General features: G+C 66.9%; 17 protein-coding genes. 4 read left to right on the forward strand and 13 right to left on the reverse strand.

Going from position 1 to position 18,650, the window contains the following annotated elements; all coding sequences use genetic code 11:
• Window positions 1-17: 17 nt before the first annotated feature.
• From fhuE to ACN6PJ_RS23835, 6 genes are all read right to left on the reverse strand, one after another.
• A complete protein-coding gene (fhuE, locus tag ACN6PJ_RS23810) occupies window positions 18-2,213 on the reverse strand; it encodes a ferric-rhodotorulic acid/ferric-coprogen receptor FhuE (RefSeq protein WP_427998262.1) in 2,196 nt (731 codons plus the stop codon).
• Between the two features lie 236 nt (window positions 2,214-2,449).
• The gene (locus ACN6PJ_RS23815; RefSeq protein ID WP_427998263.1) at window positions 2,450-3,445 is read right to left on the reverse strand and encodes a Dyp-type peroxidase; all 996 of its coding nucleotides are present in this window, start codon (window positions 3,443-3,445) and stop codon (window positions 2,450-2,452) included.
• 100 nt (window positions 3,446-3,545) lie between these two features.
• Window positions 3,546-4,334 (reverse strand): alpha/beta fold hydrolase, encoded by a 789-nt coding sequence (locus ACN6PJ_RS23820; RefSeq protein ID WP_427998264.1) that lies wholly within the window; start codon window positions 4,332-4,334, stop codon window positions 3,546-3,548.
• Window positions 4,335-4,410: 76 nt separating this feature from the next.
• On the reverse strand, window positions 4,411-4,731 hold the full coding sequence (locus ACN6PJ_RS23825) for a DUF1634 domain-containing protein (RefSeq protein ID WP_427998265.1): 321 nt from the start codon (window positions 4,729-4,731) through the stop codon (window positions 4,411-4,413).
• Complete coding sequence (locus ACN6PJ_RS23830) at window positions 4,728-5,588, reverse strand: sulfite exporter TauE/SafE family protein (RefSeq protein ID WP_427998266.1); 861 nt, start codon at window positions 5,586-5,588, stop codon at window positions 4,728-4,730. Before ACN6PJ_RS23830 ends, ACN6PJ_RS23825 begins: the two co-directional genes overlap by 4 nt.
• The gene (locus ACN6PJ_RS23835) at window positions 5,588-6,328 is read right to left on the reverse strand and encodes a GntR family transcriptional regulator (protein ID WP_427998267.1); all 741 of its coding nucleotides are present in this window, start codon (window positions 6,326-6,328) and stop codon (window positions 5,588-5,590) included. The genes ACN6PJ_RS23830 and ACN6PJ_RS23835 overlap by 1 nt, the downstream gene beginning before the upstream one ends.
• Before the next feature lie 117 nt (window positions 6,329-6,445).
• Here ACN6PJ_RS23835 and ACN6PJ_RS23840 point away from each other — a divergent pair, with 117 nt between their 5' ends.
• Window positions 6,446-7,873 (forward strand): PLP-dependent aminotransferase family protein, encoded by a 1,428-nt coding sequence (locus tag ACN6PJ_RS23840; protein WP_427998268.1) that lies wholly within the window; start codon window positions 6,446-6,448, stop codon window positions 7,871-7,873.
• On the opposite strand, the gene ACN6PJ_RS23845 is transcribed toward ACN6PJ_RS23840, so the two are convergent.
• The 7 genes from ACN6PJ_RS23845 to ACN6PJ_RS23875 form a co-directional block, all read right to left on the reverse strand.
• Window positions 7,870-8,781: a bestrophin family protein gene (locus tag ACN6PJ_RS23845; protein WP_427998269.1), complete on the reverse strand. Its 912-nt coding sequence runs from the start codon at window positions 8,779-8,781 to the stop codon at window positions 7,870-7,872. The two genes, ACN6PJ_RS23840 and ACN6PJ_RS23845, sit on opposite strands and share 4 nt — an antisense overlap.
• Window positions 8,778-11,075, reverse strand: coding sequence for an FdhF/YdeP family oxidoreductase (locus ACN6PJ_RS23850; RefSeq protein ID WP_427998270.1), 2,298 nt, complete (start codon window positions 11,073-11,075; stop codon window positions 8,778-8,780). Before ACN6PJ_RS23850 ends, ACN6PJ_RS23845 begins: the two co-directional genes overlap by 4 nt.
• A 146-nt stretch (window positions 11,076-11,221) precedes the next feature.
• Window positions 11,222-11,986: a class II aldolase/adducin family protein gene (locus ACN6PJ_RS23855; RefSeq protein ID WP_427998271.1), complete on the reverse strand. Its 765-nt coding sequence runs from the start codon at window positions 11,984-11,986 to the stop codon at window positions 11,222-11,224.
• Window positions 11,987-12,226: 240 nt separating this feature from the next.
• Complete coding sequence (locus ACN6PJ_RS23860; protein ID WP_427998272.1) at window positions 12,227-13,222, reverse strand: Bug family tripartite tricarboxylate transporter substrate binding protein; 996 nt, start codon at window positions 13,220-13,222, stop codon at window positions 12,227-12,229.
• 114 nt (window positions 13,223-13,336) lie between these two features.
• Window positions 13,337-14,248 carry a LysR family transcriptional regulator gene (locus tag ACN6PJ_RS23865; RefSeq protein ID WP_427998273.1) on the reverse strand — a complete coding sequence of 304 codons (912 nt, stop codon included), beginning with the start codon at window positions 14,246-14,248 and terminating at the stop codon, window positions 13,337-13,339.
• Window positions 14,249-14,288: 40 nt separating this feature from the next.
• Window positions 14,289-15,425 carry a CaiB/BaiF CoA transferase family protein gene (locus tag ACN6PJ_RS23870; protein WP_427998274.1) on the reverse strand — a complete coding sequence of 379 codons (1,137 nt, stop codon included), beginning with the start codon at window positions 15,423-15,425 and terminating at the stop codon, window positions 14,289-14,291.
• Window positions 15,425-16,219: an enoyl-CoA hydratase gene (locus ACN6PJ_RS23875; protein ID WP_427998275.1), complete on the reverse strand. Its 795-nt coding sequence runs from the start codon at window positions 16,217-16,219 to the stop codon at window positions 15,425-15,427. The genes ACN6PJ_RS23870 and ACN6PJ_RS23875 overlap by 1 nt, the downstream gene beginning before the upstream one ends.
• A gap of 151 nt (window positions 16,220-16,370) precedes the next feature.
• Between ACN6PJ_RS23875 and ACN6PJ_RS23880 the strand changes: the two genes are divergently transcribed.
• The 3 genes from ACN6PJ_RS23880 to ACN6PJ_RS23890 all read left to right on the forward strand — a co-directional run.
• Window positions 16,371-17,291: a LysR family transcriptional regulator gene (locus ACN6PJ_RS23880; RefSeq protein WP_427998276.1), complete on the forward strand. Its 921-nt coding sequence runs from the start codon at window positions 16,371-16,373 to the stop codon at window positions 17,289-17,291.
• 174 nt (window positions 17,292-17,465) lie between these two features.
• On the forward strand, window positions 17,466-18,428 hold the full coding sequence (locus ACN6PJ_RS23885; protein ID WP_427998277.1) for a tripartite tricarboxylate transporter substrate binding protein: 963 nt from the start codon (window positions 17,466-17,468) through the stop codon (window positions 18,426-18,428).
• The coding region (locus ACN6PJ_RS23890; RefSeq protein WP_427998278.1) for a Zn-ribbon domain-containing OB-fold protein at window positions 18,421-18,650 on the forward strand (230 nt) is incomplete at its 3' end. The genes ACN6PJ_RS23885 and ACN6PJ_RS23890, both read left to right, overlap by 8 nt.

Below are 18,650 nucleotides of genomic sequence, written 5' to 3' on the forward strand. Positions count from 1 at the left end.
CCCGCCGCCCGCGCCCGTCAGTACTGGTAGCGCATCGTCAGCATCGCGCTGCGGCCCGCGCCCCAGGCGCCCTGGCTGTAGAAGCCGATCTGGCTGTAGTACTTGCGGTCGAACAGGTTGTTGACGTTGAGCTGCGCGCTCAGGTTGCGGTTGAAGCGGTAGCGGGCCATCAGGTTGGCGATGGCGTAGCTGCCCTGGCCGACGCGCTCGTCGCCATCGGGGCCGCTGGCTATGGTGTACACATGGTTTTGCCAGTTCACGCCGCCCCCCACGGTCAGGCGGCTCCAGTCGCCCGGCAGCCGGTAGGTGGTGAACAGGCGCACCAGGCTGCGCGGCTGGTCGGTCTGGATGGCGTTGCCGTCGCCGTCCCTCGCGGTCCAGTGGGACCAGCCCGCGGCAAGATTCCAGCCCGGCATGAGTTCGCCCGACACCTCCAGGTCGAACCCGCGGCTGCGGGTCCCTTGCGCCGCCGTATAGGCCGGGTTGATGGTGCCGGGCACCATGTAGCCGGGGTCCTCCTGGGCCACGTTGTCCTGTTCGATCTGGAACACGGCGGCGCTGGCGTTCAGCCTGCCGTCCAGGAATTCGCCCTTGATGCCGGCCTCGTACGACTTGCCTTCCAGCGGGTCGAGCCAGTTGCCGTTGCGGTCCTGGTAGCTTTGCGGGTTGAAGATCCCGGTATAGCTGACATACGCCGTGTAGTTCTCGTTGAGGTCGTAGAGCAGGCCGGCATACGGAATGAACTCGCTCTTGTCGAAGGCCGTGTGGTCGCCCCCGCCGAAACCGACGGAATCGGTCTTCCAGGTGCTGTAGCGGCCGCCCACGATGAGCTTCAGCGGATCCGCGAGGTTCAGGCGCAGCGCGCCGTACCAGCCGGTCTGCTTGGTGGTGTAGCGGCTGGCGGTCGTGGAGGAATCGCTCCAGTCCGGTTCCGGATACGAGCCGTCCCAATCCAGGAAGTTGCCCACCGGCGCCACGGACAGGGCCGAGCGGTAGTCGAAGTCCGCGTACTGGCGGTTGAAGCTGGCGCCCACCACGGCCTCGTGGCGGCGGCCGAACAGCGTGAACGGCCCCGAGGCCTTGAAATCCACGCTGTTCTGCTTGCGGTCGCCCAGGTACCACGCGGGCGACGCACCCATGCCCAGGCCGGTCTCGCGATCCGGCCAGCCGTACAGATACAGCAGCTTCGCGTCCATTTCGTTCTTGGAATGCGAACCCACGGCATGCACGGTCCAGCCGTTGTCGAAACGGTGTTCCAGGCTCGCGAACACGCCCTGGGTGGTGCTGCCCCACGAAGACCAGTCGGCGCCCGTATTCAGCGAACGGACCCAGTCGGTGCGGCCGCCGTCCGAGTACCACAGCGGGAATCCGCCCCAGTTGCTGCGCCTGGGGTCGTTGTCCTGGTAGTTGAAGCCCACGCTCAGCGTCGTGTTCGGCGTAATGTCGGCGTCAACTACGCCGTAGAAGATTTTCTTCTTGTTCCGATAGCCGTCCAGATAGGAATGATTGTCCTGGTAAGCCGACACGATACGGCCGCGCACATTGCCGTTGGCGCTCAGCGGCGTGGACAGGTCCAGCGTCCCGCGGTAGGTGTCCCAGTTGCCGGCGCTGACGCTCATGTCGGCCGTGAATTCGCGGCGGGTGGCATGCTTGCGCACCAGGTTGATGGAGGCCGAGGGATTGCCGGTGCCGGACATCAGACCCGTGGCGCCACGCACGACTTCGACGCGGTCGTAGATGATGGGATCCAGCGCGGACTCTCCCGCGGCGTAGCCGGTATCGAAACTCGTGGGGATCCCGTCATACATGTAGTTGCTGACGCTGAAACCCCGCGCATTGAAGGAATAGCGCTCGCTATCGTAGTTCTGCACCGATATGCCGGGCGTGCTGGCCATCACGTCGACAAGGGACAGCATGTTCTCGTCTTCCATGCGCTGGCGCGTGACCACCGTGACGGACTGCGGAGTCTCGCGCAGGGTCAGCGGCAGGCCGGTGCTGGCGGCGGTGGCCCGCGGCGTGTATGAGCCGGTGCCTTCGGTGGTCGTCGGGTCCGAGTCTCCCAGCACCTGTACCGTGGGCAGCGTGGCGACACCGCCCTCCTGCGCGGCGGCCACGCCGCAAGCCAGCGCCATGAGCACCAGGCAGGGGGTGCGCCGAAGCGCGAAATGCCGGCCGACGCGAGGTCGGCGGCCGGCAGGCCGAGAATCTTGCATAGTGGCTCCCTTTCCCGAGTCCGATCTTCAAATCGACGGAAAGTGTAATGCAAACAATTCTCATGCGCTTTACTATTTTTTTGGACGCGGCCGCCGTAGGTCCCTGCTGTGTTCTGCCGGCGAAAACCGGACGCGGCGAGGCGTTGGCGCGCCCGCGCCGTTATTTGCGTATGCGATGGAATGCCCTGCGCGCCCCGCCGGCGGTCGGCGCAGGCGCACAGGGAAGACGGGCCCGGCTAGGCGGCGGAGCCGGCTGGCGCCGGCGCGGTGGCGGCTACGCTCGCGGCCGGCGTCCGTTCGGCGAGCGACTCCAGCAGCTCGGCCGAAGGCACGAAGAACAGGCCGCCCGTGACCGCGCGGCTGTAGTCGAGCAGGCGGTCGTAGTTGCCGGCGGGCCGCCCGACGAACATGTTTTCCAGCATCTGCTCGATGGGCGCGGGCGAACGCGCGTAGCCGATGAAATAGGTGCCGAACTCCCCGGAACCCGGCCGGCCGAAGGGCATGTTGTCGCGCAGGATCTTCACTTCCCGCCCGTTTTCCTCGAGCGTGGTCAGCGCGCTGTGGGAGGACGAGGGCTTGATGTCGTCGTCGAGCTCCACGTTGGAGAACTTGTGGCGGCCGATGATGCCTTCCTGGCTTTCCACGCTGAGCGAATTCCAGGCCGTCATGTCGTGCAGGTACTTCTGCACCAGCACATAGCTGCCGCCGGCGAACTCGGCATCCTCGTCGCCGATCACGGTGAAATCGACCGCCTCGCGCCCTTCGGGATTCTCGGTCCCGTCGACGAAACCGATGATGGCGCGCCGGTCGAAGTAGCGGAAGCCGTGGACTTCGTCCACGACCGTCACCGCGTCGCCCAGGCCGTTGCACAGCAGCGTGGCGAGCTCGAAACAAAAATCCATCGAATCCGCGCGGATGTGCAGCAGGATGTCTCCTGGCGTCGCGACGGCGACGCGCTCGCCCGAACCGAATTCACGGAAGGGATGCAGCGCCGCCGGGCGCGGCGAGCCGAAGAGCGTATCCCATGCGTTGGAGCCGAATGCGCAGACACAGGAAAGATTTTCCTCGGGAGCGCGCGTGCTCACCGTGCGCACGAGGTTGCCGACATCCTCGCACCACCCTCTCACCGTCTCGGCGGCGGCGGGCCCCGCGTTGAGGGTGGCGACCAGGAAGATCGCGTGGCGGGTGGTCGAATTGTGTACGGCTTGGGACAGGGGCGTAGTGTCGGACATCGGATCTGAAACGTTGGAAACAGGCGCGAGGCGCGGAAGACTAGTCCGATTCTAAGCGCGGATCATGGCAGTGTGCACTTCCCCCCGGGTGGCCCCGCCCTCAGCGCACCGCCTTCAGCCACTGGCCCACCAGGTCCAGCACGATGCGGCCCTGCTCGCGGTGCGGGACATGGCCGCAGTTCTCCAGCAGCACGGCGCGTCCGCCGGTCAACTGCGCGATGCGCTCGGGATGCCGCGGCGAACCGTATTCGTCCTCCTCGCCGTGCAGGGCCAGCACCGGGCAACGCACCTGGCGCAAGGGCTCATCGAGGTTCCAGTCGGCGAAGCCGGGCGACAGCCACGTGTCGACCCAGGCCCCCAACACCCAGGAGGCCTTCTCGCCGTGGTATTTCTTCAGCCGGTCCAGCTGGCCCGGTTCGTCGAAATTCCGTTTCGCGGCGCTGATGCCCTGCAGCGTGCGGTCTTCGGCAAACGCCTGCGCCGATTCGGTAATCAAGGCCTGGCAGTCCTCCTCATACACGCCCGCGCAGCATATCCCCATGCCGCCGCCCACGCTATGACCGAAGGCGACGAACGGCCCGATGCCCAACGCTGCCCGCAAATGGCGGAAGCCCTCGCGGGCCTCGGCTTCGACGAAGCCTGTTTCGAAGGTCGCTGCGTTCGGATCGGAACGGCCGAAGCCCAGGCGGTCGTATGCGATCACGCTGCGCCCCGTTTCGCGCGCGAGCAGTTCCGGAAAATCGCGCCACAGTTCCACGCAGCCCAATGAATCGTGCAGCAGCACGATGGGCGCGCCCGCGGCATCCGCGCCGGCGGGGTCCCAGCGCCGCGCGAACAGGCGGCCCTGGCTGGTGGGTACGTAGACATCCTGACTGGTAATGGAAAGCATGAACGGATCCTGGGATATGAGGCGGCGCGCCATCGAAGCGCAGGCGGATTATAAAAAATCCGGCCGCGCGCCCGGTTCAGTGCAGGCCGGACACGACCCCGGCCGCGATGATCAGCAGCACGAGCGCGGAAATCGCGGTATAGGCGTAGTCGCGTTCGCGCAGGAAGATGGCCAGCATCAGCGCCACGCGCGCGACCGGCAGCAGGATGAAGAGGGCCACGCCCGCCTGCACAAAGCGATAGCCGTACAGGCCCATGCCCTGCCCGCCGCCGGACGACGGCACCAGGCCCAGCGCCATGCCGATGGCGATGCAGGCCGACGCGGCCCAGGTGCCATACCAAAGCAGCGCCGCGATGCCGCGGTCGCGCCTGGCCTGCTTATCGGGCGCCGCGCTCACGCCGGGCCTCCGGGGATCGACACGCCCAGCGCGCTGAGCAGCATCTGCACCGCAAGCAGCGCCAGGACGATGACGAAGAAAATGCGCAGCTTGTCCGCGGGCAGGCCCAGCAACAGGCGGGCGCCGAGCAATGCGCCGGCGACCGAACCCAGCGCGACCGGGCCCGCAATGCCGATATCGATGTCGCCCCGCACGAAATACGCGCCCGCGCTGGCCGCGGCCGTCACGCCGATCATGAAGTTCGACGTGGCCGAGGAGACTTTGATGGGCAGCCGCAGGGCCGCGTCCATCGCGGGGATCTTGAGCACGCCCGAACCGATGCCCAGCAGCGCCGAGATCAGGCCCGCGCCGTACATCAGCGACAACCCCAGCGGCACGCGGCCCACCTGGTAGTGCACCTCCCGGCCCAGGGCGCGGTCGGGGAAGCTCGAATGCAGGCGCAGCGCCGTGGCCCAGCTCGCGGCGTCCGGCGTGCCGGCTTGGGCCGCCTCGCGGCGGCGCGCCAGCATTTGCTGCGCCGACAGGGCAAGAATGGCCGCGAACAGGCCGTAGAGGAACGCCGTGGACACGATGCCGATGAGGAACACGCCGGTCAGCGCGCCCAGCGTGGTGGCGGTTTCGAGGACGATGGCGAGCCGGACGTTGGTCAGGCGCCCCTTCAGGAACGGCCCGGCGCTGCCGCAGGAACAGGCGATCACCGAAATGATGCTGGCGCCGATCGCGACGTGGATGTCCACGCCGAACAGCAGCGTCAGGATGGGCACGATGAAAATGCCGCTGGCCATTCCCAGCACGCCGCCCAGCGCGCTGGCCCCGAAGGCCGCGGCGAAGAGCCAGAAGATGACGGACGCTTCCATCACGGTCGCCGCGCGATCCGCGACAGGCGGGTGGAAAACCGGATCAGATCGCCCCGGTAATAGAGCTTTTCGTAATCGACTGGACGCTGCCCCTCCGTGTAGGAGGTGCGCTCGATCAGGAAGATCGGGCTGCCGGGCTCGACGCCCAGCGCCTGCGCGACGCGCGCGTTCGCCGTGACGGCTTCGAGCTGGTACTGCGCTTCGATCAAAGGCAGGTCGTAGCGCAGCTCCAGCAGGTCGAAAATGGGCTCGGCCTCCAGATCGTTGCTGACGACCTTCTCTCCGATGTCGAGCGGCAGATAGGTTTCGTCGAACGACATGGCCACGCCGTCGGCCAGACGCACGCGCTCGATGCGGTACACCTGCGCCCCCTGAGCGACGCCCAGTTGCCGCGCCACGGTTCCGGTGGCCGGCACCGGACGCTTGTCCAGCAGGCGGGCGGTGGGATGGCGGCCCAGCGCCATCATGTCTTCCACGAATCCGCTCAGCCCGGTCAGCTCCTGCGTCAGCTTGGGCTCGGCGACGAAAGTGCCCTTGCCGCGCCGGATCTCGACCAGGCCGCGCGCCACCAGGTGCTCGACCGCCTTGCGCACCGTGGTGCGGCTGACGGCGAAGCGCTCCACGAGTTGGTCTTCCGTCGGGAGCTGGCTGCCCGGCGGCAGGCCGCCGCCCGCGATCTCCGCGGCCAGCGCGTTCTCGACCCGGGCGTACAGGGGCGCGTATTCAGGTTCGTTCAGCATGGAGGCATCATAACATCATGACATCATGATGTCGTGATGTTTATTCCTCCCGAAACCGGGGACGCCCCTGCTAAGCTAGGCGCCTGTTTCCGGCGGGCCGAAAGCAGGAGACAAACGATGACGCGCTATGAAAAGCTGGCCGACGAGATCGAAGGCCTGATCCGCAAGAACGTGTACCAGGAGGGCGACAAGCTCCAATCGGTACGGCAGGCCAGCCGGCAGCGCGGCCTAAGCATTACGACCGTCACCCGCGCCTACCTGCTGCTCGAAAGCCGCGGCCTGGTGGCCAGCAAACCCCAATCCGGCTATTTCGTGAGCGCGAGGGCCGGCGAGGCGCCGGCCGCAGGCAAGCTCGCCACTTCCCATCCCGCCGCCACCTCGTCGCCGGTCGACGTCAGCCGCCTGGTGCTGTCGACACTGCGCTCGATCAGCGCCGGCGACGCCGTGCCCCTGGGCTCGCCCTATCCGGATCCCGGCCTGTTCCCCTTCCAGAAGCTCAACCGCTACGCCTACGCGGCCGGGCGCGACGAGGCGCTGCTGGGCCTGAAGGACGCCCTGCCGCCGGGGCACCCGAAGCTGCTCAGGCAGATCGCGCGGCGCTATCTGGAGAAAGGCCTGCGGGTGGACCCGGACGAGATCATCATCACCGTCGGCGCGACCGAGGCCATGAACATCTGCCTTCAGGCCGTGGCCAAGCCGGGGGACGTGATCGCGGTCGAATCGCCCACGTTCTACGCCATGCTCCACGCCATCGAACGCATGGGCATGAAGGCGCTCGAAGTGCCGACGCATCCCGAATACGGCATCGACGTCGATGCGCTGGCGGCCATCGTGGCCTCGCAGCCGGTCGCGGCCTGCATGGTCATGCCGAACTTCCAGAACCCGCTCGGCTTCCTGATGCCCGACGAGCGCAAACAGGCGCTGGTGGAACTTGCCGCGCGGCACGGCATCCCCATCATCGAAAACGGCGTCTACAACGAACTGCACTTCGGCGATTCGCATCCCAGCACGCTGAAAGCCTACGACAGCAAGGGGCTGGTCCTGCATTGTTCGTCGTTCTCGAAAAGCCTGACTTCGGCCTACCGCATCGGTTGGGCGCTGCCCGGCCGCTACCGCGACCAGGTCGAAAAGCTGAAGTTCCTGAACACCCTCACCACGCCGTCCCTGCCCCAGCTCGCCATTGCGGAATTCCTCGAGCGCGACGGCTATGACTACCATCTTCGGCGGATCCGCAAGGCCTACGCCCAGCAGGCCAAACTGATGAAGGCCATGGTCGAGCGGTTCTTTCCGGAAGGCACGAAAACCTCCACCCCGGCGGGCGGCTACCTGTTGTGGGTCGAGCTTCCGCCGCGCGTCGACGCGTTGCGGCTGTACCGGCTCGCGCTCGAACGCGGCATCACCATCGGGCCCGGGCAGATGTTCTCCGTGTCGGACGGCTATCGCAACTTCATCCGGCTCAACTACAGCACGCCGTGGTCCGACGACATCGAACAGGCGGTGATCGCCGTGGGCAGGATCGCCGCCACGTGCGCCCGCGCGGCCTAGGTCAGCTGATAGGAATAACTCGGCGGCACTTCCTCCGGCAATTCCAGGCCGCACAGCTCCAGCACCGACCGCTCGATGCCGCGGGTCATGGAATCCAGCGCCAGCGCATTGGGCGCAAGGCTGAACGGCTCCGCGATCTCGTTGGCGATCGCCTCCAGCGCGATCAGCGTGTAGGAAATGAAGACGCAAAGCAAAGGCGTGAAGAGGTCCGCGGAATCCACCAGGCCGAACGGCAGCATGATGCAGTAGGTGTAGATCGTGCGATGCAGCAGCACGCCGTAAGCGAAGGGGATCGGCGTGGAAGCGATGCGCTCGCATCCTCCAACCACCTTGCCCAGCTCGTTGAGCTGCGCGTCCAGCATCCAGAGCGTCGTGTCAGATATCTGGCCGCGCTCGCGCATGCCTGCGAAGCCGTTGCGGATATCGTCCAGCAGGGCCACCGGCCGGTAGCACTTCTCCAGCAGGAGCGCCGCCGGCCCCGCGCCCAGCAGCCGCCGCAGGTCGGGCCCCGGATCGCTGCCCCGCAACTGGTGCTTCAAGGCATAGACGCACGCGATCAGCGCATGGATGAAGCGCGTCCGGTCGGTGCCGCTGGGCAGATAGCGCAAGGTCTGCGACATGAGCGCCCGGGCGGCGATCAGCAGATTGCCCCACAGGTGCCGGGCCTCATTGAAGCGTTCGTAGCTGGCGTTGTTGCGGAACGCCAGGAAGATCGCCAGCGTCAGCCCGAACAGCGTCAGCAGCGTGGTGTTCAGCGGAATCTTCTCGCCCAGTATCCGGCCGTGCGTCGCCACCGCCAGGCTGCTGACGGCGGCCACGAAGAGCAGTTGGGGGATGATGGATTGCAGAACCGATCCGTTCCAGATGAACAGCAGCCTGAACCAGCTTTTTCCGGGCCTGACGATCATGCCGCCTCCTGCCCCGCCCGGCCCGCGCGCGACCGCAGGACCCGCACGGGGATGGACTTGTATGACGGGGTGCCGCTGTCCTCGTCGATGTAGTCCAACGGCACGAGCACGTTGGCTTCCGGGTAATAGGCCGCGGCGGAGCCGCGCGCGATGTCGTACTCGATGACGGTGATGCCCGGAAGGCGCAGCGCCCTGTCCGCCGAGACCGTCTCGATGTCGACCAGATCGCCGTGCTCCAGCCCGCGGACGGCCAGATCCGCGGCATTCATGAACAGGATGTCGCGCCGGCCGAACACGCCGCGGTAGCGGTCGTCCATCGCGTAGATGGTGGTGTTGTACTGGTCATGGCTGCGGATGGTGACCAGGCGCAGGACGTCGTCGTCCCAGGCCGCATAGCTTTCCCTCACGCCAAGGAACACGGAAAAGGCGGCCTTGCCCGACGGGGTGGTCCATTTGCGCTCCGTGGGAGGCAGCGGCAGCCGGAAACCGCCCGGGATCCTGATGCGCGCGTTGTAGCCGTCGAAGCCGGGCACCGTGCGCTCGATCAGATCGCGGATACGGTCGTAGTCGGCCACCAGGTCGAGCCAGGCCACCCTGCTTGCCGGAAGCGTCGCGCTTGCCATCCCGGCCACGATGGCGGGCTCCGAGCGCAGGTGCCCGGAGGCGGGCCTGAGCTTGCCGGCGGACGCATGCACCATGGACATCGAGTCCTCGACCGTGACGGACTGCGCGCCGCTCTCCTGCATGTCCAGTTCCGTCCGGCCCAGACAGGGCAGCAGGAAGGTTTCCCTGGCGACCAGCAGGTGCGAACGATTGAGCTTGGTGCCCACGTGCACGCTCAGATCCAGCATGCCCATGGCGGGAAAGCTGAGTTCCGGATCGGGCAGCGCCACGGCAAAGTTCCCGCCCAGGCATATCAGGGCCTTCGCCGAGCCATCGATCATCGCCTGCATCGCCTTGACCGCGTCATGTCCGTGCGCCCGCGGCGGCCGGAAGCCGAACGTGTCCTCGATCCGGGCCAGGAAATCGCCGGACGGCTTTTCCGTGATGCCCACCGTGCGGTTGCCCTGCACGTTGGAGTGGCCGCGCAGGGGGCAGATGCCCGCGCCTGGCTTGCCGAAATTTCCGCGCATCAGGAGCAGGTCCGCGATCAGGCGGACGTTGGCCGTGCCCGTATTGTGCTGCGTGATACCCATGCCGTAGGTGACGATCGTGGCGTTCGATCTGGCGTAGGCCTGGGCGACGCCTTCGAGCTCCTGGCGGCCCAGCCCGCTTTCCTTCTCGATGTCCGCCCACTCCGTCGCCCGCAGGTCCGCCGCCAGCGCGTCGAATCCCTCGGTATGCGCCGCGATGAAATCATGGTCGATCACGCCGCCGCGCTCCGCATCCATTTCCAGGAGCGCCTTCATGATGCCCTTGAGCGCGGCCGCGTCGCCGCCCGCCCTGACCTGGTGGTAGGCGGACGCGATCGGGGTGGAGCCGTAGGTCGCCATTTCGATGAGGTTCTGCGGATCGGCGAAGCGCTCCAGCGCCCGCTCGCGCAGCGGGTTGAACACGATGATCGGCACCTTGCGCCGCGCCGCCTCGTGCAGCGTGCCCATCATCCGCGGATGGTTGGTGCCCGGATTGTGGCCGATGGAGATGATGAGTTCCGTCTCCTCGAAATCCGCCAGCGACACCGTGCCCTTCCCGATGCCGATGGAGCGCGGCAGGCCAACGCTGGTGGGTTCGTGGCACATGTTCGAGCAATCGGGAAAATTGTTCGTCCCGTATTCCCGCGCATACAGCTGGAACAGATAGGCCGCCTCATTCGATGCGCGGCCCGAGGTGTAGAACTCGACCTGGTCCGGCGAAGACAACCCGCGCAGCACGGCGCCGATGCGCTCGAAAGCCTGGTCCCAGGAGACCGCGCGAAATGTATCGGTGGCGCGGTCGTAGGCCATGGGATGGGTGAGCCGCCCCATGCCTTCCAGCTCGAAATCGGAAAGCTGGAGCAGCGACGCGACCGTGGTCTTTTCAAGGAATTCGGGCGTGACCCGCTTGGTCGTCGCCTCCCACGTAACGGCCTTGGCGCCGTTCTCGCAGAACTGGAAGGTGGAGCGGTGCTCCTTGTCCGGCCAGGCGCAGCCGGGACAGTCGAAGCCGGTCGGCTGGTTGGTCCGCATCAGCACGATGGGCGCCTCGATGCGGTCCATCTGCCGCCGCACGGCCTGCGCGGTCGCCTTGAGCGCCCCCCAGCCGCCGGCGGGCCCGTTGTACGGCCTGATTCCCGGCACATCGCGTCGCTTGCTCATGTGAAACTCCTTGGTCGGTCCCGGATGGGGAAACGCGCCGGCTCTCGGGCAGGCACGCGACAGGAATCCAATATAGAGAAGCTGGCGCCCGGGCGAAGAGTGCAGTTCGGGCCGCCGCGCAAGAGTACAGTCGCGCCGGCCGCGCCCTAGTCCGCGTAGCCGGGGTTGCGGCGGTCCAGCCGGCGCAGCAGGCCGGGCCAGGCCAGCGCCGCCTTGCGCGCCCGGTCCGCCGGCGACTCGACACCCGCGCGCTCCAGCACCTCGGGGGGAATGAAGGACAGCTCCCCGCCCGCCTGGGCCCGCACCTGCACCATGCAGGCCGCCTCCAGGCGATGCATGGCCTGGAACGCCTCGGCCATGCTCTGCCCTACGGTCAGCAGGCCGTGATTGCGCAGGATGAGGTAGCTGTTGTCGCCCAGGTCGCGCACCAGGCGCGGTTGCTCCTCGGGATTGAGCGCGAGGCCTTCGTAATCGTGGTAGCCCAGGGAGCGCAGCACGATGAACGCGAACTGCGACAGCGGCAACAGCCCCGCTTTCTGGGCCGATACCGCCACGCCGTTGATCGAATGCGTGTGCAGCACGCACATCGCATCCTTGCGGGCCGCATGGATACAGCTGTGGATCGTGAAGCCCGCGGGGTTGATGTCGTACTCGGACTCCATGACCTTGCGGCCATCCAGGTCGATCTTCACCAGGCTGGACGCCGTGATCTCGTCGAACATCATGCCGTAGGGGTTGATCAGGAAGTGTTCGGTCCCGGGCACCTTGGCGGTGATGTGCGTGAAGATCAGGTCGTCCCACCCGAACAGCGCCACCAGCCGATACAACGCCGCCAGGTCCTTGCGGACCTGCCATTCCGTTTCGCCGACGCGCTCGCGCACGCTGCCGCCTGCGTTGCCTACCGTATCCATACCGTCTCCTCGTCTGTGGAAATATGCCCGCGGCGCTCGAGCCGGGGCCTCGCCGGGTACTTTATTCGCTTTGCCGGAAACCGGCGCGCCCGGCGTCCGCCGGCCGGCCGTTCCCGCGCGCCGTCGTCACCATGCGCGTGGGTGGCGGCATGGGCGCGGGGGCTGTTCAAGATTTTTTGAACGCCCAATGAAAACGGGGCGGCCTGGGCCGCCCCGCATTCGCCACAAGACGCTTCCTGCTTACTGCGGTTCGATCTTCGCGTCGACCGCGCGCTGCGTCCAGACCTTGCGCTGCGCCTGCGCGAACGCCTGGTGCTCCGCGACGGTGTTGGGCGACACCTGCATGCCCAGGGATTCGAAGCGCTGCAGGACGTCGGGCTCGCGCAGGATGGCGGCCACCTCCCGGTTCAGCGTCTGCACGACGGCGTCAGGCGTCTTGGCGGGCGCGGCCACGCCGACCCAAACGACCAGGTCGAAGTTCTTGTAGCCCAGCTCGGCCAGCGTCGGAACGGCCGGGAATTCCTTGGCGCGCGCATGGCCCGTGTACGCCAGCCCGCGCAGCTTTCCAGCCTGCATAAAGGACGTGACGACGGAGAGATCGGCAAACAGGTAATCGACGTGGCCGCCCAGCAAGTCGGTCACGGCCGGCGGCTGGCTCTTGTAGGGCACGCCGTTGGCGGCCGCGCCTGCCACCGTGTTGAACGTGGCGCCGGCGATCTGGCTGGTGGGCGAGCCGTAGGCATAGTTCAAGGGCTTGGCCTGCGTGGCCTTGACCAGTTCCTGCAGCGATTTGTACGGCGCATCGTCGCGCACCACCAGCATCATCGGAATGGTGGCGATCCGGATCACATGGATGAAGTCGCCCGTGGGATCGAACGGCAGCTTGCGGAACAGGGCCGGGGTGGCCGAATGCGTCGAGCTGCTGGTGAGAATCAGCGTGTAGCCGTCGGGCTGGGCGCGCGCGGTAAACGACGAGCCAATCGTGCCGGACGCGCCCGGCTTGTTCTCGATGACGACCGGTACGTTAAGGCGGGGGCCGAGCTTCTCGGCGATGATGCGCGCGCTGGTGTCGGTGGCGCTGCCCGGAGAGAACGGCACCACGATGGTGATGGGCTTGTCGGGATAGGCTGCTTGCGCGTGCGCAGCGCCAAAAGGGAACGCGCCTGCCAGCGCGGTGAGGGCCGTGAGGCTGCCGGCGGCCAGCAGGCGGCGGCGCGCGCCGAACGATAGTGTCATGCTTGTCTCCTGTCAGGGGCCGCGGGTCGGCCTCTTCAACTCAAGCCGTATGATGCTTGCACCCCGCTTATCCCAACAAGGGACTAATTTTCATAGACTTATTCCAATCTTAGATTAATTGTCTTCCGCCTGGCGCTGCCGCAGATATTCCTCGGTGGCCTGCAGGAAAGCCGACGCAGCCAGAGACAGCCGCGCATTGCGGCGCTGGATCAGCCAGAGCTCGTGCCCGTGCCTGCGGGCGCCGTCGATTTCCACGATGCGCAGGCCGAGCTGCCGCGCCAGGTCGCAGGCGTAGCCGGGCACGACGGTGATGCCCAGACCGGCGCCCACCAGTTTCAGCGCCGAGGTCAGCATGCCGGCCTCGATGCGATAGCGGAATTCCAGGTTCAGGTCGGCCGCCACCCGGTCCAGGCTGCGCCGCACGCTATACACGTTGCGCAGCATGATGTGGTCGTGGGTCGCGACGTCCGCCCACGACACCGAACGCTTGCGCGTCAGCGCGTGCCTTGGCGCGCACACGGCATACATGGTGTCGCGGTAGATGACGCGCGTGGCCAGTTCGTCCGACGGCGTCTCGACTGAAACGATGCCGAAGTCCGCGCGCCCGTTGCGCACGTGCTCGAAGGTGTCGTCCGTGGACAGCTCGAAGAGGTCCAGCTTCACGCTGGGATGGGCGCGGTGGTAGTCCGCCACGACCTCGCCCAGCAGCCCGACCATCATGAGAGGAGAGGTCGCCACGCCCACGGTGCCGCGTTCCAGGGTGCGCAGGCCCGACATGCTGCGCTCGGCGGCGCGCACGGTGCCCAGGATTTCCTGCGCGTAGGCATAGAAATCGGCGGCGCCGTCGCAGGGAGTGACGCTGCGCGTGGAACGCTCGAACAGCGGCTGGCCGACCTCGGCCTCCAGCTCGGCGCACAGCTTGCTGACCGCCGATTGGGTCACGAAGGCCGCGCGGGCGGCCGCCGTGAAACTGCGCAGTTCGTAGAGCGCGCAGAACACGCGCAATTGCTTGAGAGTGATGTTCATGGTCGAAGTCGCCGCCTGGCGCTCTCCGGCCATGCCAGCCTCAGCGCCCACCCGGGAGCATATCGCGATCGGCGTCCTGGCGCGGCGCCAGGCGCCTGATTTCGCCCGGCGTGCGCGAGAAGCGCACCGGAATGCCGGCGGCCATCAAGGAGCCTTCGGTGGGATGCTCCACCCGCTGGAAGAAGCCGGTTTCCCGCAAGTGGGGGTCGTCGAACAGGGCTTCCGGCGTGTTCACCGGCGAATGCGGGATGTCGGCCTCCGCCAGCAGCGCAAGCCACTCGTCCGTGCCGCGCAGGGCAACGATGTCCGCCAGGTCCTGGTAGAGCTCGTCGAAATGCCGCGCGCGCGACGCCGCATCCACGTAGCGGGGGTCCGCCGCAAGGTCGGCACGCTCCGCCAGCGCGAAAAACCGCCGCCATTGCGCATCGGTGTACGGCAGCAGGGCCAGGTAGCCGTCGCGCGTGCGGTAGGGCCGCCGCTGCGGCGACAGCACGCGGCTGTATCCCATGGGGCCCAGCGGCGGAACGAAGCTGTGGCCGCTCATGTGCTCGATGAGCGTGAACGACACCAGCGTTTCGAACATGGGAACCTCGATGGCCTGCCCCAGCCCCGAGCGCTCGCGCTCGTACAGCGCCATGGGGATGGCGTAGGCCAGCGTCAGGCCCGCCACCTTGTCGGCCAGGATGGTGTTGACGTAGGCGGGCGCCCCGCTGTTGCGGCCCTGCAGATCGGCCAGCCCGCTCATCGCCTGGATGATGTCGTCGAACGCCGGGCGGGCCGCGTAGGGGCCGTCCTGGCCGAAGCCGACCGCCGAACAATAAATGAGGCGGGCGTTGCGCGCGCACAGCGACGCCCCGTCCAGGCCCAGCCTGGCCAGCGCCGCCGCGCGGACGTTCGAAACGAACACGTCCGCGCCATCGATCAGCTGCAACAGACGCTCCCGGTCGGCCGGCGCCTTGGCGTCCAGCGTCACGCTGTATTTGTTGCGGTTGAGGTTGAGGTATGCAGGCCCCATGCCTGCGTGCGCGGCCGGCGCCGCCGCGCGGAACACGTCTCCTTCGGGCGCTTCCACCTTGATGACCTCGGCGCCCATGTCGGCCAGGATCTGCGTGGCATAAGGGCCCATGGCCACCGAGGTCATGTCGATGACGCGCACGCCCGCGAGCGGGCCGGCCATTATTTGGCCTCCTGGTGCTTCTTGCGGTTGACGAAGGGTGCCATGTAGCGGCGCGGCTCGTCGGTCGTGAACGCCTCGCCGAACGCGGCCACGCTGCGGTCCAGCCCGGCTTCCACCGTGGACTCGCTCCAGTAGCGCAGCAGGGCCTTCTGCGAGCGCACCGCGATCGGGCCGCTTTCAGCGATGGGCGCCACCGTGCGCTCGACCAGCGCGTCCAGTTCGCCCAGCTCGCTCACGAACTCCAGGAAGCCCCATTGCGAAGCCTGCGCCGCACTCACTGTCTCGCCGGTCAGGAGCAGCCAATTGGTGGGGCCGGGACCGATGATGGCCGGCAGCAGCACGGCATGAATCACCGACGGAATGCCCACCCGCACCTCGGGCATGCCGAAGACAGCGTCCGTCGAGCCCAATCGGATATCGCACGCGGCGGCCAGCTCCATGCCGGCGCCCAGGCAGAAACCCGGGATGCGCGCAATGGTAGGCACCGGAATCGCCGCCACGGCGTCGCAGAGATCGCGCAGCCGCGTGATGAACTCGCGGGCCCCTTGCGGTTCCAGTTCGGCCATTTCATAGATATTGGCGCCGCCCACGAAGGCCTTGTCGCCCGTGCCGCGGATGACGACGGCCCGGGCATCGTCCTGGGCGGCGATCCAGCGCGCGGCCTCGATGAGGCTGCGCGTCACCGGCGAGGCCAGGATGTTCAGGCTCTTGGCGTCGTGGATCTGCAGCGTGTAGACGCCCCGTTCGTCGCGAGTCACGAGGGCGTGGGCAAAGGGAGGGATAGACGGGGTCATGGAAGCTCCAGCGAGGGTGATGCCACCGATGCTACGGGCCTCGTTTGATCACAACAAACGAGTAATTTTCATAGAATAAGTCTAAAAGGGAATAAATAAGGAAAGCACCCGGGACTTGGGTACGATAGCCGCCTCTTGCCGGAGTCGTACCATGGGCATCACGCTACGCCAGCTTCGGGCCTTCTGCGCCGTTTACGAACTGAAGAACTTCACCCGCGCCGCCGAGGTGTTGAACCTGACGCAATCCACCGTCAGCAAGCTTTGCTCCGAACTGGAAAAGGCCGTCGGGCTGGCGCTGTTCGAGCGCTCGGCGCGGGGCGTCGAATTGCTGGAAGGCACCGCTGAACTGTACGCCTATGCGCAGGAAGCCTTCGGCTCGCTGCGCGCGGCCGAACGCAGCCTGAGCAGCCTAGCGGGCCTGGAGCGCGGCGAAGTGTCCATCGCCGCCTCGCCCATCATGATGCACACCCTGGTGGCGCCCGTGGTTACGCGGTTCCACGCCAGGCATCCCAACATTGTCTTCGACCTGCACGAACTGACCGGCGATGAGGTGACCGAACACGTGCTGCACGGCAAGGCCGACCTGGGGCTCGTGGCGGTCGAGAGCCAGGATCCGCGCCTGGACTGCCGCGTCGCCTACCGCGGCCCCATGTACGCCGTCGTGCCGGCCGACCATCCGCTGGCCGCCCGGGAAAGCGCGCGCTGGCGCGATCTGGCCCCCTACCCTCACATCCTGCTGCGCGGCACTTATACCGTGCGCCGCAAGATGGACCAGATCCTGCAGGATAGGGGCCTGACGGTGCACAGCGTGGCGCAGACTGGCAGCCTGACCACCGCCTTCGCCATGATCCGCGGTGGCATGGGCATCACGGTCATGCCCGGCTATGTGCGCAGCGTCTGCGAGGAGATGGGCCTGCATGCCCTGTCCATCGACGACCCGCCACAAGCCCAGCACGAATTGTCCATTCTGCGCCGCAACGGCCACCTGCTGCCGCGCGCGGCCAGCGCCTTCCTCACGGCCTTCGAAGCGCATCTGCATGGGCTGCGCCGGCCGGCGCCTTCCGGTGATTAAGTTCCTTCTCGAATGGCTTCATGACAATTAATCAATTGTTTGAATGATGAGCCGCTCCCATCATTGACGCGTCGAGGCCCGCCACGCCGGCAGCCCATCACGCGCCCCGGGACGGTCCCTCGACACCATAACCAAGCAGGGCAGACATGCCCGCAGGACGAGGAGACCCCCGACATGAAACTGAAGTCCCGCCTGAGGCAGCTCCTGACGCTGCTCGCCGCCGTTCCCGCCATCGCTGCCGCCGACACCTATCCCGCCAAGCCCGTGACCCTGGTCGTGGCCTACGCGCCCGGTGGCATGACCGACATCCTGACCCGCCGCATCGCCGCCGACTTGCAGACCCGCCTGGGCAAGCCTTTCGTGGTCGAGAACAAGCCGGGCGCCACGGGCCAGATCGCTACCGAGTATGTCTCGCGCCAGAAGCCCGACGGCTACACCGTGCTGGTCGGCGCCACCAGCCACGTAATCAACCCCGTCCTGAAGAAGCTGCCCTATGACGCGCGCAAGGACTTCGAGCCCATCGCCCTGCTGGCGGTCAGCCCGAACTTTCTGCTGGTCAACGCCAACCAGGGTATCAAGACCTTCGCGGACTTCAAGAGCTATGCGCAGAAACAACCCTCCGTGCCCTACGGCACGGCCGGCGCCGGCGGCGCGCCCCACATCGTCGGCGAACTGCTGCGGTCCCAGAGCGGCCTGCCGCTGATGCATGTGTCCTACCGTGGCGCGGGTCCGGCCATGACGGACCTGGTCTCCGGCCAGGTGCCCTTCGGCGTGGCGGAGTCCGTGACCGCCAACGCCTATCTGCAATCGGGCAAGATCGTTCCGCTGGCGATCGCGTCCGCGCAACGCCAATCCCGCTATCCCGACGTTCCCACCCTCAACGAATTGGGCTACAAGGGCTTCGACCTGAATACGTGGGTAGGCGCCTACGCTCCCGCCGGTACGCCCGCGGACATCATCCAGACCCTGAACGCCGAAATCCGCAAGGCGGTGATGGAGCCGGCCACCCAGGAATACATCCGTTCGACCGGTTCCGAGCCCGGCGACATGGATGTTCTCCAGTACCGGAAGTTCGTCAACGACGAGATGGACAAATGGCAAGCCGTCATCTCGCAGGCCGGGGTCAAGGATGAATGAAGCCCGCAACGGCTCCCCCTCCCCGGAGGCCTATTTCGCCGAGGCGCTGCGCGCGGGGCGGCTGGAAGTCCAGGTCTGCCGCAGCTGCGGACGCGCCTTCTTCTTTCCGCGCACCCACTGCACGCACTGCCGTTCCCAGGAATACGCCTGGCGCCCCATGCGCGCCGGCGCCACGCTGTATTCCTATTCGGAGATTCCGGCCACGCCGCAGGCCCCCGCGCG

Origin of the sequence: Achromobacter sp. (assembly GCF_050285585.1) — a bacterium.
GTDB lineage: Bacteria > Pseudomonadota > Gammaproteobacteria > Burkholderiales > Burkholderiaceae_B > Achromobacter.

Excerpts from the sequence above, each read along its gene's own strand:
- ACN6PJ_RS23880 (WP_427998276.1), top strand. The coding sequence starts at position 16,371 with ATGGGCATCACGCTACGCCAGCTTCGGGCCTTCTGCGCCGTTTACGAA.
- ACN6PJ_RS23885 (WP_427998277.1), top strand. The coding sequence starts at position 17,466 with ATGAAACTGAAGTCCCGCCTGAGGCAGCTCCTGACGCTGCTCGCCGCC.
- ACN6PJ_RS23875 (WP_427998275.1), bottom strand. The coding sequence starts at position 16,219 with ATGACCCCGTCTATCCCTCCCTTTGCCCACGCCCTCGTGACTCGCGAC.
- ACN6PJ_RS23830 (WP_427998266.1), bottom strand. The coding sequence starts at position 5,588 with ATGGAAGCGTCCGTCATCTTCTGGCTCTTCGCCGCGGCCTTCGGGGCC.
- ACN6PJ_RS23820 (WP_427998264.1), bottom strand. The coding sequence starts at position 4,334 with ATGCTTTCCATTACCAGTCAGGATGTCTACGTACCCACCAGCCAGGGC.
- ACN6PJ_RS23865 (WP_427998273.1), bottom strand. The coding sequence starts at position 14,248 with ATGAACATCACTCTCAAGCAATTGCGCGTGTTCTGCGCGCTCTACGAA.
- fhuE (WP_427998262.1), bottom strand. The coding sequence starts at position 2,213 with ATGCAAGATTCTCGGCCTGCCGGCCGCCGACCTCGCGTCGGCCGGCAT.
- ACN6PJ_RS23840 (WP_427998268.1), top strand. The coding sequence starts at position 6,446 with ATGACGCGCTATGAAAAGCTGGCCGACGAGATCGAAGGCCTGATCCGC.
- ACN6PJ_RS23860 (WP_427998272.1), bottom strand. The coding sequence starts at position 13,222 with ATGACACTATCGTTCGGCGCGCGCCGCCGCCTGCTGGCCGCCGGCAGC.
- ACN6PJ_RS23855 (WP_427998271.1), bottom strand. The coding sequence starts at position 11,986 with ATGGATACGGTAGGCAACGCAGGCGGCAGCGTGCGCGAGCGCGTCGGC.
- ACN6PJ_RS23835 (WP_427998267.1), bottom strand. The coding sequence starts at position 6,328 with ATGCTGAACGAACCTGAATACGCGCCCCTGTACGCCCGGGTCGAGAAC.
- ACN6PJ_RS23850 (WP_427998270.1), bottom strand. The coding sequence starts at position 11,075 with ATGAGCAAGCGACGCGATGTGCCGGGAATCAGGCCGTACAACGGGCCC.
- ACN6PJ_RS23845 (WP_427998269.1), bottom strand. The coding sequence starts at position 8,781 with ATGATCGTCAGGCCCGGAAAAAGCTGGTTCAGGCTGCTGTTCATCTGG.
- ACN6PJ_RS23870 (WP_427998274.1), bottom strand. The coding sequence starts at position 15,425 with ATGGCCGGCCCGCTCGCGGGCGTGCGCGTCATCGACATGACCTCGGTG.
- ACN6PJ_RS23815 (WP_427998263.1), bottom strand. The coding sequence starts at position 3,445 with ATGTCCGACACTACGCCCCTGTCCCAAGCCGTACACAATTCGACCACC.